At 66.8% G+C, this 12854-nt stretch carries 11 protein-coding genes and 3 pseudogenes; 3 read left to right on the plus strand and 11 right to left on the minus strand.

The window, feature by feature from the left end:
• Positions 1 to 2 precede the first annotated feature (2 nt).
• Entirely contained in the window at positions 3 to 1199 is a 1197-nt protein-coding gene (locus tag QGN30_RS14920; RefSeq protein WP_407937426.1) for an MFS transporter, read from the minus strand.
• A 154-nt stretch (positions 1200 to 1353) separates the two neighbouring features.
• Here QGN30_RS14920 and QGN30_RS14925 point away from each other — a divergent pair, with 154 nt between their 5' ends.
• The gene (locus QGN30_RS14925; RefSeq protein WP_038536352.1) at positions 1354 to 2421 is read left to right on the plus strand and encodes an amidohydrolase family protein; all 1068 of its coding nucleotides are present in this window, start codon (positions 1354 to 1356) and stop codon (positions 2419 to 2421) included.
• A 185-nt stretch (positions 2422 to 2606) separates the two neighbouring features.
• On the opposite strand, the pseudogene QGN30_RS14930 reads toward QGN30_RS14925, so the two are convergent.
• The 3 genes and pseudogenes from QGN30_RS14930 to QGN30_RS14940 all read right to left on the minus strand — a co-directional run.
• A pseudogene (locus QGN30_RS14930) lies at positions 2607 to 2942 on the minus strand (HNH endonuclease signature motif containing protein); the annotation flags it as partial.
• Positions 2943 to 3055: 113 nt separating this feature from the next.
• Positions 3056 to 4126: an IS110 family transposase gene (locus tag QGN30_RS14935; RefSeq protein WP_042792078.1), complete on the minus strand. Its 1071-nt coding sequence runs from the start codon at positions 4124 to 4126 to the stop codon at positions 3056 to 3058.
• Positions 4127 to 4364: 238 nt separating this feature from the next.
• Positions 4365 to 5417 (minus strand): annotated as a pseudogene (locus QGN30_RS14940) (13E12 repeat family protein); the annotation flags it as partial.
• Positions 5418 to 5631: 214 nt separating this feature from the next.
• Between QGN30_RS14940 and QGN30_RS14945 the strand changes: the two are divergent.
• Complete coding sequence (locus QGN30_RS14945) at positions 5632 to 6021, plus strand: phage holin family protein (protein ID WP_008256813.1); 390 nt, start codon at positions 5632 to 5634, stop codon at positions 6019 to 6021.
• A 2-nt stretch (positions 6022 to 6023) separates the two neighbouring features.
• Here the strand turns inward: QGN30_RS14945 and QGN30_RS14950 are convergent, their stop codons facing one another.
• The 7 genes and pseudogenes from QGN30_RS14950 to QGN30_RS14980 all read right to left on the minus strand — a co-directional run bounded on the left by QGN30_RS14950 (position 6024) and on the right by QGN30_RS14980 (position 11181).
• Positions 6024 to 6986 (minus strand): FAD-dependent oxidoreductase, encoded by a 963-nt coding sequence (locus QGN30_RS14950; RefSeq protein WP_014384712.1) that lies wholly within the window; start codon positions 6984 to 6986, stop codon positions 6024 to 6026.
• A 136-nt stretch (positions 6987 to 7122) separates the two neighbouring features.
• Positions 7123 to 7692: pseudogene (locus QGN30_RS14955) on the minus strand (hypothetical protein); the annotation flags it as partial.
• A 98-nt stretch (positions 7693 to 7790) separates the two neighbouring features.
• On the minus strand, positions 7791 to 8285 hold the full coding sequence (locus tag QGN30_RS14960; RefSeq protein ID WP_009955988.1) for an SRPBCC family protein: 495 nt from the start codon (positions 8283 to 8285) through the stop codon (positions 7791 to 7793).
• On the minus strand, positions 8285 to 8914 hold the full coding sequence (locus QGN30_RS14965; RefSeq protein ID WP_009955986.1) for a nitroreductase family protein: 630 nt from the start codon (positions 8912 to 8914) through the stop codon (positions 8285 to 8287). The genes QGN30_RS14960 and QGN30_RS14965 overlap by 1 nt, the downstream gene beginning before the upstream one ends.
• 104 nt (positions 8915 to 9018) lie before the next feature.
• Positions 9019 to 9990, minus strand: a complete 972-nt coding sequence (locus tag QGN30_RS14970) for an NAD(P)H-dependent flavin oxidoreductase (protein WP_197748743.1) — start codon at positions 9988 to 9990, stop codon at positions 9019 to 9021.
• A gap of 8 nt (positions 9991 to 9998) precedes the next feature.
• Positions 9999 to 10391, minus strand: coding sequence for a tautomerase family protein (locus QGN30_RS14975; RefSeq protein WP_225346575.1), 393 nt, complete (start codon positions 10389 to 10391; stop codon positions 9999 to 10001).
• Between the two features lie 190 nt (positions 10392 to 10581).
• On the minus strand, positions 10582 to 11181 hold the full coding sequence (locus QGN30_RS14980) for a TetR/AcrR family transcriptional regulator (RefSeq protein ID WP_008256801.1): 600 nt from the start codon (positions 11179 to 11181) through the stop codon (positions 10582 to 10584).
• A gap of 102 nt (positions 11182 to 11283) precedes the next feature.
• Here QGN30_RS14980 and QGN30_RS14985 point away from each other — a divergent pair, with 102 nt between their 5' ends.
• Complete coding sequence (locus QGN30_RS14985) at positions 11284 to 12852, plus strand: phytoene desaturase family protein (protein WP_014384709.1); 1569 nt, start codon at positions 11284 to 11286, stop codon at positions 12850 to 12852.
• Positions 12853 to 12854 lie beyond the last annotated feature (2 nt).

Raw genomic sequence — 12854 nt, forward strand, 5'->3', positions numbered from 1 at the left:
CTTTACGTCGCTTCCGTTGCGAGAAAAGAACTTTCCGTCGTGCCGAAGCGGATTCCCGTCGCGTCCTTTCCGATCAGCGTCAGGACCACCACCGCGGCCAGCACCGGCACGATCGTGGCCGCCAAGGCGAACGGGTAGCCATGGGATTCGGCGAGACGTTCCTGAATCGGTAAGTTGAACGCCGCCAACAGGTTTCCGAGTTGGTAGGTCACACCGGGGTAGAGGCCGCGGATGGCGTCCGGCGACATCTCCGTGAGGTGGGCGGGAATCACGCCCCACGCGCCCTGCACGAAGAGCTGCATCAAGAACGAGCCCAGGCACAGCATGGCCGCGCCGCGTGAGTATGCGAACAGCGGCACGATCGGCAGCGCCAGAACCGCACAGAAGACGACCGTGTAGCGCCTGCTCAGTCGTTGCGACAGCGTTCCGAAGACGAGCCCTCCGATGATGGCGCCGACGTTGTAGGCCACCACGATCCACCTGACCGTCGTGCTCGACAACCCGGCGCCTTGGTTGGCGTGCGCGCCGAGGAAGGTGGGGTAGACGTCCTGCGTGCCGTGGCTCATCCAGTTGAAGGCCGTCATCAGCAACGCCAGGTAGATGAAGCGCCGGATGATCGCGCCGCTGCGCAGCACGTCGCGGATTCTGGTGCTGGTGAGCCTCATCCGGTCTTGGGCGGCCTCCCACACCTCGGATTCCTCCACCCGGTAGCGAATGATCAAGCTGATCAGTGCGGGAACGATGCTCAGGCCGAACAACCAGCGCCACGAGAGCTCGAGCCAATCCATCACCACCAGGGCGGCCACGCTGGCCAGCAGGTAGCCGAACGCGTAACCCTCCTGCAGCAGCCCGGAGAAAAATCCGCGTCGCTGGACCGGAACCTTCTCCATGGCCAGCGCGGCACCGAGCCCCCATTCCCCGCCCATGCCGATGCCGTACAGCAGGCGCAGGATCACGAGCACCGTGAAGTTGGGTGCGAACGCGCACAGGAACCCGACCACGGAGTAGAACATGACGTCGACCATCAGGGGGAGCCGCCGGCCGACGCGGTCGGCCCACAGCCCGAACAGCAACGCGCCGACGGGACGCATGATCAGGGTGGCGGTGGTGACGAACGCGACCTCGGCCTTGCTGTGGTGGAACGTCTTTGCGATGTCGGCGTAGACGAGCACCACGATGAAGTAGTCGAAGGCGTCCATCGTCCAGCCCAAGAGGGCGGCGATGAAGGAGTTTCGCTGGTCGGCGGTCAGCTTCTGTCGAGGGCTCTGTGTGGTCACGTCAGCATCGTGGCGTACCGAGCGCGTCGGCGCGACCTGTTTCGCCGCCCGTCGTGCGGGAGTAAGTTCCGGATGCATGCGGATCATCGATGCCGACGGCCATGTCGCCGAAAATTCGTCACTGGCAGTCGAAGCGATCAAGCGGTGGCCGGACCACGTCAGACCCGGCAGGCATGGGCGGCTCGGGTTGACCCTCGAAGGACGCAACTACCCCGAGGACCGCGGTCCGGGCGCGGGCTGCCCGCCCGAACACGGGATCAGTAGCGCGGCCGATATCAACTGCCGGTCGGCCGAAGGCGTGCTGGGTGACGCCGACCGCGATCACATCGACACGATGGTGCTCTATCCCAGCCTTGGCCTGTGCGCGCCGAGTCTCGAGGATCCCGAATTCGCGGCCGGATTCGCTCGCCTCTACAACGAGTGGATCGCCGATTACTGCGCCGCTTCGAACGGGCGGCTCCGCGGCGTCGCGGTGACTCCGATAGAACATGGCCGGCTGGCGATCGATGTCATGACCGAAGCCAAAGACCTTGGGCTGGTGGCGACTTTGGTGCCGCCGGCGCTCAAGACACGCAACCTCGACCACCCCGACCTCGACCCGTTCTATGCCGCCGCCGTCGAACTCGGGATGCCGCTGGGGGTGCATGGGGCGCCCGGCATTCATCTGCCCAAGATCGGGGTAGACCGTTTCACGAATTACATTCAGGTGCACTGCATCAGCTTTCCGTTTGACCAGATGACGGCGATGACCGCGATGGTTTCCGGCGGCGTCTTCGAGCGTCATCCGGAGTTGCGGGTGGCCTTCCTCGAGGCGGGCGCGGGCTGGGTTCCGTTTTTTATCGATCGGCTGCACGAGCATTACGAGAAGCGTGGCGACTGGGTGGAGCACGGCTGGCGTCGCGATCCGCACGAGTATCTGGCCTCCGGAAACATCTGGGTGACGTGTGAACCGGAGGAGCCGATTCTGCCCGGGGTGATCGACGTGCTGGGCGCCGATTTCATCATGTTCGCCAGCGACTATCCGCACTGGGACGGCGAGTGGCCGGAAAGCACCAAGCACCTGCGCACTCGCGCCGATATCAGCGAGGAGGCCCGCGAGAAGATCGGTGGGCGCAACGCGCAGCGCTTCTACAACCTGAACTAGCGGCGATCGCGAGCGCCGCGCAGCCGGGCGAGGCGGGTCGGCGCCATCGGAGCTAGCGGCGATCGCGAGCGCGGCGCAGCCGGGCGAGGCGGGTCGGCGCCATCGGAGCTAGCGGCGATCGCGAGCGCGGCGCAGCCGGGCGAGGCGGGTCGGCGCCATCGGAGCTAGCGGCGATGGTGAAAGTGTTATGCGGCGCCGGGATTGTCGGTTTCGTCGTCGTCGTGTTCGTGGTGGAGGAGTTTTTCGGGGTGGTGGTAGGTGTTGGTGCGGGGTTGGCCGCGCTCGAGGTGGGGTGGGGGTTTCCATTCGGTGTCGCCGCGGGTGTTTTTGCGGGTGGTCCAGCCGCCGGGGTTGAGCATGCGGTGATGCGGGCCGCAGGCGAAGGTGAGCTGGTTGATGTCGGTGCTGTGACACTTGCTGTAGTCGGTGGTGTGGTGGACTTCGCAGTAGTAGCCCGACACGGTGCAGCCCGGGGCGGTGCAGCCGCGGTCCTTGGCGTACAACACGATTCGTTGTCCCGGGAAGCCAGCCGCTTGGCGCCTCTCTGTGTCAAGAGGTGTGCCATTGTTCGGTTGTATGGTGGCTGCTAGCAGGTCCGGGAAGTGGCTTGTCCGAAGAGTCAGTGTGCGGGGTTTCAGCTGGCCGCGCTGGATATTAGAGCCGCCCCCGATTGTCCTCCCGGGCCTGCCTTACGTCTTGTCGCGTCGCGGAGCAGTTGGCGGTAGACGATGTCAGACAGGCGTCGTTTCAGGCACCGTATTGCTTCCTTGTGACTCTTACCGCCGGTTCGTTTCCGCAAGTAGTAGGCCTTGCTTGGGGTGTCCTGCCGGATTTGTGTTAAGGCCATGATGTGTAGACAGCAGTTGAGTTGGCGGTCTCCGGCGCGAGAGAGCCGGTGGCGGATGACATCTCCGGAGGACACGTCGATCGGGGCGGTGCCGTTGTAGCTGGCGAACGCCGCGGCGGAGCAGAACCGATCGATGGTGCCGACTCGGGCGAGGATCTTGGCCGCGGTCAATTCTCCGATGCCGCACAACTCGGTGAGGGTTGTGCCAGAGGCGCTGACGGCGGTCTTGATGTCGGCGGCCGCCTTGGTGATTCGGCGGTCCAGGTGGCGTACCTCAGTGATGAGGTCGGCGGCGAGGCTGCGCAGGGTTTTGCCGGCGGCATCGCGAGGACGGACCTTGCGAAGGAGTTCGACGGCCCGCTCGGCTGTGAGATCACGTTTTGCACCACCAGGAATGAGATTGGCAAGCACGACGTGCAGGCGGTTGACGGTCTGGGTGCGGGTTTTGACCAGGTCGTCGCGGTGGTCGACGATCGCACGTAGGGCGATCACGGTGCCGTCTACCACAACAGAAGTCAGCGAACGTGCGCTCAGTGCGGCGATCCCCACGCTTACTGCGTCCGCGTCGTCGTTCTTGCGACCGTGGCCGGTCGACAGCGTCCGCACGCGCGCAGCTAGTTTCGCAGGTATATCGACGACGTCGATTCCGTCGGTACGTAGCCACGCTGTCAGTGGCGCGCCCAGACCGGATGCGCCTTCGATCGCCCATGTCGAGTCGGGCCACTGGCGGGCGAAACGACGCAATGCGCGGTAGCCGTCACGGCTGACCGGTACGCGAATGGCGGCTACGGGCCGCGACGAGGCGTCCACTGCTGCGGCAGTCCAGGACGCTTTGTGTGGATCGATTGCGATCACCATCTGGGTCTTCAATATCGCTGGCACGAAACTTCTCTCCTCGCCTCGGTTTAGAGATGAAAGCGCGGAGGGCACACCAACTTTCGGCTACGCAGGCCTCTCTTCAGCCACTCTGCGCATATACGGCGGTGACCGGCCGACAAGCCAAGCGAAAGTCAACCACGGGTGACAGGTGTGATACGAGTCAACCGGCCACCACCTCGGAGATCATGGCTGCAGACCACGATCGCCTGCAAGGATTTAACAAGTTGGTGTGATACAGCGCCAGGGCCTTGCCCTTATCGAAGATCGCCAAGTAGTGATGGGCGTGGCGGGCCAGGCGGATCACCTCACTCATCGGCAGGATGGTGCCCCCGCCGGTCAGGGCTCGCCCGGCGGCGGCCTCCAACTCGGCCAGGGTGGTGGTGACGATGATGGAGGCCGGTAACCCGTTGTGCTGACCCAACTCCCCGGAGGCCAACAGCGCGCGCAGCCCGGCCAGCAGGGCGTCGTGGCCGCGCTGAGCCTTCGAGCGGGAGTCGCGCTCGATGGCGGCTTGGCTGGGCGCCCCTTCAACACACGGGGTCTCGTCGAGCGGGTTGCACATGCCCGGGGCGCCGAGTTTGGCTTCCACGGCCTCGAAGGTGGCGCGTAGTTCGGGGGTGATCAGGCCCCGCAACTCCGACATGCCGTCGGCCTGTTGTTTGCCTAGGGTCACCCCGCGGCTACGGGCGCGGTCCTCGTCGGTGAAGAGGCCGTCGGGATTGAGGCAATCTTCCAGGACGTGGGCCAGGCCGTCGAGTTCGTCGGGCCGGTGATAGGCGGCGTGACCGGCCAGGTCGGCCTCGACGCGTTCGCGGGTGGCCGGGTCGATCCAGCCGGGCAGGCGGCGAAAGAATCGGCGGATCACCGCCACATGGGCGGCGCCGAGTTCACCGCGGGCCTGGGCGGCGGCGGTGGCCGCCAACACCGGGGGCAAGGGTTCACCGGTCAGGCCGTGGCGCGGGCCCAGATCGGCGGCGTCTTTGACCCGCCGGGCGGCCTCGGTGTGGCTGATCCGCAGCCGGTCGGCGATCGCCTGATCCAGCGGGCCGCCGAGTTCTTCGATGCTGGCTTGGCGGGCCAGGTGATTGATCAACGCATGCTCAGCCACCGGCAGCCGGCGGCGCGCCCTTTCGCAGCGCTCCAACAACGCCAGGCACTCCCGAGGAGCCAGCGCATCAAAACTCAGCCCCGCCACGCCCTCGATCGCGGCATCGAGCGCGTCGAAGGCCGCGCTGATCGCGTCCCGATCGACGACGCCGCCCGAACCCATACCGCCAAACTATCGAGGCCCACCGACACAAAACCCCGCAATGTGACCACAGAAACCACAGTGACACAAGGGAATTCAATATCCGTTTCCGATATCCGAAACCGCGCCCGCGTGTAGGCGCGAGAACCGACGGTCGCAGCCGGTCACCCGGTCAGAATTCACCCGCGCCGATTTGCTTACCTTCCCGGCCGACCGGATGGCAGGATCTAGGCGCATGGGCCCATTTTTGGTGCGCGCCGCGCTGACCGGCTTTGCGTTGTGGATCGTCACCCTTTTCGTGCACGGCCTGAGTTTCGTGGGTGGTAGCACGAGGCTGGAACGGGTCGGCATCATCTTCGTCGTCGCCGTGATCTTCGGTCTGGTCAACGCATTCATCAAGCCGATCGTCCAGATCCTGTCGATCCCGCTCTACATCGTGACGCTCGGTCTGTTCCATGTCGTCATCAATGCGCTGATGCTCTGGATCACGGCGTGGATCACCGAGCACACCACGCACTGGGGGCTGCAGATCGACCACTTTTGGTGGACCGCCATCTGGGCGGCGATCGTCTTGTCGATCGTCAGTTGGTTGCTGTCCTTGATAATTCGCCGCACCGGCGCCTGAGATCAGCGGCCGCCGGCCAGGGCCACCACGTCGCGCGCGCAGCCCCAGGACAGGGTGACGCCGTTACTGCTGTGACCGTAGTTGTGGATGCAACGCGCCCGCCCTAGCGGTTCGGCCTCCACGCGCACCGAGGGACGGTCGGGGCGCAGTCCGGTGATGACCTCGATCACCTCGGCGTCACCGAGTCGCGGCTCGATTCGTCGGCAGCGCTGCAGGATGCGTTCGGTCACGTCGGGTTCCGCGGTCGTGTCCCAGCGACCGGGGATGCTGATTCCGCCGCACACCACCCGTTGTGGATGCGGGAAGAAACAGGTCCACTCGGGGCCGTCGTTCAATTCCAGAAACAGTTGCTGCAGACCGGGATTGGTCAGCACCACGTGCTGGCCGAAGAGCGGCCGCACGGTGTGGTCGTCGATGAGCGCGCCCGCGGCGAGACCAGTGCAGTTGACGACGATGTCAGCGGTGTCGGCGGCCTCGGCCAGGGATCGAACGGGGTGTTCTTCGATCTCGCAGCCGGCCGCCGCGAGCCGCCGGGTCAGATAGTCGAGGTAGTGCGGCATGTCGATCATCGGCACGGTGGCGCGAAATCCGGTGCCGAAACCCGGCGGAACGTCGGCCGGGTCGGCGGGCCGCAGGTCGGGGATCAGCGCGGCCGCCGATGACATCGCCTCGGTCGCGATCAACTCGCCGACGGCCAGCGCCGGCGCCAGCAACACACCCGAGTCGGGATCGCGGGCGAGATCACGGAACACCTCTAGAGAGTGCTCGGTCCAGCGCAGCGTATCGCCGGCGCGTTCCGCGGGCCGCGGGGGCGCCCACACGGCGCCCGCCACCGCCGAAGTCGTTCGCTTGGGCATCGTGTCCGCCCAGACCCGCACCGGCCAGCCCGCCTCGGCCAGGCAGATGGCCGACGTCAACCCGCTGACGCCAGCCCCTACCACGACGATCTGGTGCGTACTGGCCACGGCGCCGGCGGGCCGATCAGGAATGCGCGGCTTGTGGGGCTACCGGAGTTGCGGGCGCGGCCGCCGGGGCTTGCGGGGCCGCCGGCGCTTGTGAGGCCGGCGCCGGTGCAGGTGCGGGCGCTTGCGGAGCGGGCGACGGTTGCGGGGGCCGCTGTGCGTTTCCGCCCAACAGACCGTTGAGGATGCCGAGCGTGCCCTGCACGCCCGCGGGCGGCGTTTGTGACGGCGGAACGGCGTCCGGGGTCAGCTGCCAGGGTTGGCAGCCCGAGGTCTTGAAGGCTTTGTCACCCGGGTCGATCTGCACGACCTGCGCCTTCTTGGTCATGGCGTTGTCAATGAGCGCGCCGTCGGGGTTGCCGGTCCGTTTCCAGTAGCACGTGCCGTTGCCGACGGGGCCACCGGAGCTGTAGATGCCCGGGACGATGTCGGTCCCCACGGCGTAAATGCCGTCCTTGTCGATGCTGGTCTTCGGCCCCGGCGGGGCGGGTGCCGGCGAAGCCCCGGGCGACGCCGCCGGTGCGGGTGCTGCCGAAGGCGCCGGTGCCGGTGCCGGCGACGCGGCCGGTGCGGGTGCCGCCGAAGGCGCTGGTGCCGGTGCTGGCGACGCGGCCGGGCCCGGGGCGGGCCCCCGTGTCTCGTCCGGATCGGCGCTGGCAACGACCGTCGAAGTGGCCAACCCCGCGACCATCAAACCCGCGGCGGCCAGTCGCGCCGCAGTAGCTACTCCACCCATAGAAATCGAGGGTACCGGGGCCAAGTACCTAATTCATGCCGTTGTGAAATGAACCCGGCAGCAAAGAACGGCTAGACGAGACGCCGGACCCGGCCCGCGCGGGCGAGCGCATGCTCGTACGTCTCGAGGTTGTCACGGGAGATCTTCGCGTAGACCGGGCGTTCGAGGAGGAAGCGCAGCACGGGGTTGTAGGCGCGATACGTCTCGTGGAACGTCAGCACGGTGGTGCCGTCGGGCTGCTCCTCGAGCTGGTGATACCCCTCGGCGCGCGACCACAGCGGCGCGCCGACGGCCACGTAACGCGACAGCTTGTCGATCTCGGCTTCGGTCACGGTTTCCCAGGAACGCGCCCGGCCGCCGGTGAGCAGGTATTTGGGCACTTCGAAGACACACGTGCGGACCAGGCCCTCACCGGCCTCGTTGCCCTCGTTGAGGATTTCCATGCTGCCGGTCGGCCACTCGAGCACCCGGGGGCGCGGGGCGTTCGGCGGGGCCGGCGGATGCAGCGCCCGCCAGACCTTCCGCGGCGGAGCGTCGATGTGGAATCGCACGGTGTAGGACTGCATCAGCCTTCTCCCCAGCCATCCCAGAACGTGATGGTCGCCGCCGGCGGGCGTGCGGCCGGCCGGAAGTCGGTGCCGATCGTGTACGCGACGGGGAACAGCGCGGCCTGCGTGACGGTGGGTGGGATGCCCAGCAGCTCGGCCACCTCGCGCTCCTTGAACAGGTGCATCGTCGTCCACACCGATCCCAGCCCGCGCGAGCGGAGCGCCAGCAGAAAGCTCCAGCCGGCCGGGATGATCGACGCCCACGCCGCGGCAGCGATGCCCGGTTCCGCGGTGTCGATGCGCTGGTTAAGGCAGGGGATGACGTGCACCGGGACTTGCCCGAGCGTTTCGGTCAAGCTCATCGCGCTCCGGTACACCCGCTGCGTCTGCGGATCCGTCGCGTTGTCGGCCGCGTACGCCAGGTACTGCGCGCCGATGCTGCGGTAGATCTCGGCGATGGCCGCGCGTTTGTCGGGGTCCGTGATCACCAGCCAGCGCCAGTCCTGCGTGTTGCTCGCCGTGGGCGCCTGCATCGCCAGCTGGATGCACTCCAGGATCACGTCGCGGCCGACCGGCCGGGTGAGGTCGAGCCGTTTGCGCACCGACCGGGTGGTGCTCAGCAGTTCGTCGACGGTGGCGATGTCCATGGGATCCTTAGATGTGTCGGCGGGGGTGGTTAAAGGTGCGGCCCATCATCGCGACGTGAAATTGAGGTGTCGAGCTGAGCAAACCAGACCCCGAGCTCGGCTGTCTAGGCCCTCGCCCGCCGATTGAGGATGTGTGCGGCCTCGGCGACCATGTCGGCGACGATGTCAGCGGCGGGACGGACGTCGCGAACGCGTCCCACGCCTTCGCCGGTCAGGATCGCCGCGGTATCGAAATCCTCTGCGGCAACGGCTTTTTCGTAGTCGGCGACCGCTTGGGGTAGCTGGGCCGTCAGCTCGGGTTCGCGACCGTGCCAGGTGGCGAGGAACGCGTTGCCCAGCGCCCGCGCGTCGTATCCGGCGGGCCAATCGAGGCGGCGCACAACGTCATAGACCCGGGTGCGCACGGTGTCGTCGCCACAGGCCGCGACGGCCCGCCGCTGCGCACGCGGTGACACCAATGCCTCCGGCGACGCCCACAACCTGCTACCCACGACCGCGCCGTCGGCGCCCAGCGCCAGCGCGGCCGCCAATCCGCGGCCGTCGACGACGCCGCCGGCGGCCGCCACCAGCGTGTCGGGTGAGCGTTCGGCCACGAAATCGACCACCTCGGGCACCAATGTGAACGTCGTCCGCCCGCTCATTCCATGTCCGCCGGCTTCGCTGCCCTGCGCGACGATGACCTCCGCCCCGGCGTCCACGGCCCGGCGCGCCTGGTCGAGGTTTTGCACCTGAGCGATGAGCGGGACGCCGGCCGCGTGGATGCGATCGGCGAACGGCCGTAAGTCGCCGAAGGACAACATGATCGCCGCGGGTTGGTGGGCGAGCGCGATGTCGAGCGCCCGCGGGTTGCCCGCCAGGCTCCAGGTGATGAACCCGCAACCGATCCGGGCGCTGTCGGCGTTGTCGAATTCGCGCTGCAGCCATTCGGGATCGCCGTAGCCCCCGCCGAGCAGGCCCAGGCCGCCCGCCCCGGTCACCGCCGCCGCGAGCCGACCCCCGGAGACCAGGGCCATCGGCGCGAGCAGGACGGGCTGCTCGATACCGAAGAATTCCGTCAGGCGGGTCCGCAACGGCACGGTGTCGCTCACTTCAGCTCACCGGTGAGGAACTGTGCGCGGCCGTGGCCGAAAGACCAGTCCTCATCGTTGTTTTCGGTGACCGAGACGATCAAGTCCGCCGGGTCGAGTCCGCACCGGTCGGCGAGGCGGGACGCCAGCAGTTCGTAGAGCTTCTGCTTGAGTTCGCGCGGACGTCGCCTGCTGACCACGTGCAGGATGACCTGCCGCGCCGAGCGGTCGATGCCGAGACCGGTGTCCAGCGCGATGACCTCGTGGGCCGGATGAGTGCGGACCACCTGATAGCGATCACGCTCGGGAACACCGAACGCTTCGACCACCGTCTCGTGGATCGCGTCCAGCAGCGCCCGAACCTCCGACGGAGAGCGGCCCCCGATCAGGTCGATGTACAACAGCGGCATGTGTCCTCCATCGCCGGAGTGGATCGTGGATCTCGACGTCTACTCCAACAGACGGTAGGCCCGCGGAAATCCCTCGTGAGATGCGTGCTGCGACACATCGCTCATGAACTCGCGTCTTCGAAGCGGTCGCTACGCCGTGCCGCGCCGCTTTGTCGAGGCGGGGAATAGCGCGCGGGAACTGCAGGGTCGCTCAGGCGAGCCGCGCCAGACCGGAGCGCACCAGATCCAGGCTTGCGGCCACGTCTGCGCCGAGGTCGCCCGCACAACCCTTGCGGCCCCAATTCTCCACTGCCGCAACCAAGGCCGCGGCCAGCGCAGAACCCGCGACCTCGGCCGCCAGGTCGATGTCCGCCGTATCCGGATTGCGCTTCCTGACGAAGTCGGCGAGCACGCCGGCGAACGAGGACTGCACCACTCGCAGGTGGCCCGCGATCCGCTCGGCGCTGATCAGCTCCGCGCGCGCCGTCGCCGCCTGCCGAACCACCTCGAGGTCGTGCGGGAACGCCGAAACACTCGCCAGCACCGCATCGAACAACGACTCCGACGACGGGCGTTGCGCGAGCGCCTCGGCCAGCCATTCCAGCTGCGTCTCGTAATCCTGGAAAAGGACGGCTTCCTTGGTGGGGAAGTGCCGGAAGAAGGTGCGCTCGGTGACGCCGGCCTCGCGCGCCAACTCGGTGACGGTGACATTCGCAAAGCCCTTGCGCGCGAAGCTCTTCAACGCCGCGCGACGTAGGGCCTCATGCGTCGATCGTCGTCGTTGTTCGTGACGGTTGCCCGGGGCGGTCATCTCAGGGGAGATGGTATCCCAGCCGAAGTGGTCACTACTGACATCTTCCAATTATGTCAGTACTGACATATTCTGCACGGGTACCCGACGGAGGCGAGAACCATGAGCACAAATCATTACGACGCGATCGTGGTGGGGGCGGGACACAACGGGCTGACCGCGGCGGCGATCCTGCAACGCGCGGGACTGCGCACCGTGTGCCTGGAGGCCAACACTTATGCGGGCGGCATGGCCGCGACGGTCGAATTGATCGACGGCTTCCGATACGAGATCGCCGGGTCGGTGCAGTTCCCGATGGCAAGCCAGCTCACCAAAGACCTCGGCCTCGACACGCTGCCGGCGGTGGAGCCCGAGGTGATGTCGACAAACATCGGCGACCACGGCGAAGAGCCGATGATCTTCTATCGCGACCCGATGCGACTGATGACGCATCTGGGCGAGAAACACGGAGTCGAGGCCGTCACGGGCATGGCCGAACTGATCGGGTGGAGCCAGGCACCGGCGAAGGCGCTCGGCCGCTTCGACGTCCGCCAACGGCCGAAGACCCTGGACGAAATGTATGCCTGCGCGACCAACGACGCCGAACGCCGTGCCATTCACGACATGCTCTTCGGCTCGGCGATGGACGTGATCGACCGCTATCTGCCCGACCGGGAAAAGCACGCGGTCATGCGCGGGATGCTGGCGTTCCTGGCCGTCAACTCGACCTACCGCGGTCCGTATACACCGGGCAGCGCAACATGTTTGGCGTTCGCGCTGGCGGTGCCCGACGGCAGCACCGCGATGATGACCAAGCTCAAGGGCGGCATCGGCGCCCTCACCGAGCACCTACGCGAGCTCTTCGTCTCCCACGGCGGCGAGATCCGCTTCCGCACCAAGGCCGAGCAGATCCTCGTCGACCGGCAGAAGGTGACCGGCGTGCGGCTGCGCGACGGGTCGACGATTTCGGCGCCGATCGTGGTGTCCAACCTGTCACCCGATGTCACCCTCACCGACCTCATCGCACCAGAACACGTTCCCGCGGAGCTCGTCTCGCGGGTATCCGGCCGCGACCACCGCGCCTCGTTCGTGCAGATCCACTTCGCCCTGGACGGGCTGCCCGAATTCGCCCCACCGTACGAGTTTCTCAACGACGACGGCATGCAACAGTCCATCGGCATCTTCGGGTCGCCCGAATCCCAACAGCTGCACTGGGAGAACTGCCGGCGGGGCATCGTCCCGGACGATCCGTCGATGGGCATGCAGATCCCGTCGGTCCACGACCCCGCCATGGCGCCGCCGGGCAAGCACGCGGCGAGCGCGTTCGCCTACGCGTTTCCGGTCGAATCCGACCGCGGTCAGCACGGGCGCCTCAAAAATGAGATGGCGCAACGGGTTATCGACAAGATCACCAGGTTGGCACCGAACTTCAAGGACATCGTGATACGCCACATCACGTTCGCGCCTTACCACATGAACACTATGTTCGGTGCGCCCGACGGCGACTTCTGCCACGGGCTTTTGCACCCAGACCTGATGGGGCCCAACCGACCCGGACCGCGCGGCTTCCTCGATCTACCCATTCCGATCGACGGTCTCTACCTCGCCGGCGCCGGCTGCCATGGCGGACCGGGCATCACCTTCACCCCGGGGTACAACGCCGGCTACCAGGTGCTCGACGACGCGTCCTGAGG

The organism is Mycobacterium sp. 3-98, from assembly GCF_035918355.1.
GTDB classification, from domain to species: domain Bacteria; phylum Actinomycetota; class Actinomycetes; order Mycobacteriales; family Mycobacteriaceae; genus Mycobacterium; species Mycobacterium intracellulare.

Bases quoted from the DNA above. Each gene is read 5' to 3' on its own strand.
- QGN30_RS14960 (WP_009955988.1), bottom strand. From the start codon at position 8,285: ATGCAGTCCTACACCGTGCGATTCCACATCGACGCTCCGCCGCGGAAG.
- QGN30_RS14980 (WP_008256801.1), bottom strand. From the start codon at position 11,181: ATGACCGCCCCGGGCAACCGTCACGAACAACGACGACGATCGACGCAT.
- QGN30_RS14965 (WP_009955986.1), bottom strand. From the start codon at position 8,914: ATGGACATCGCCACCGTCGACGAACTGCTGAGCACCACCCGGTCGGTG.
- QGN30_RS14975 (WP_225346575.1), bottom strand. From the start codon at position 10,391: ATGCCGCTGTTGTACATCGACCTGATCGGGGGCCGCTCTCCGTCGGAG.
- QGN30_RS14935 (WP_042792078.1), bottom strand. From the start codon at position 4,126: ATGGTGATCGCAATCGATCCACACAAAGCGTCCTGGACTGCCGCAGCA.
- QGN30_RS14920 (WP_407937426.1), bottom strand. From the start codon at position 1,199: ATGGACGCCTTCGACTACTTCATCGTGGTGCTCGTCTACGCCGACATC.
- QGN30_RS14945 (WP_008256813.1), top strand. From the start codon at position 5,632: ATGGGCCCATTTTTGGTGCGCGCCGCGCTGACCGGCTTTGCGTTGTGG.
- QGN30_RS14925 (WP_038536352.1), top strand. From the start codon at position 1,354: ATGCGGATCATCGATGCCGACGGCCATGTCGCCGAAAATTCGTCACTG.
- QGN30_RS14985 (WP_014384709.1), top strand. From the start codon at position 11,284: ATGAGCACAAATCATTACGACGCGATCGTGGTGGGGGCGGGACACAAC.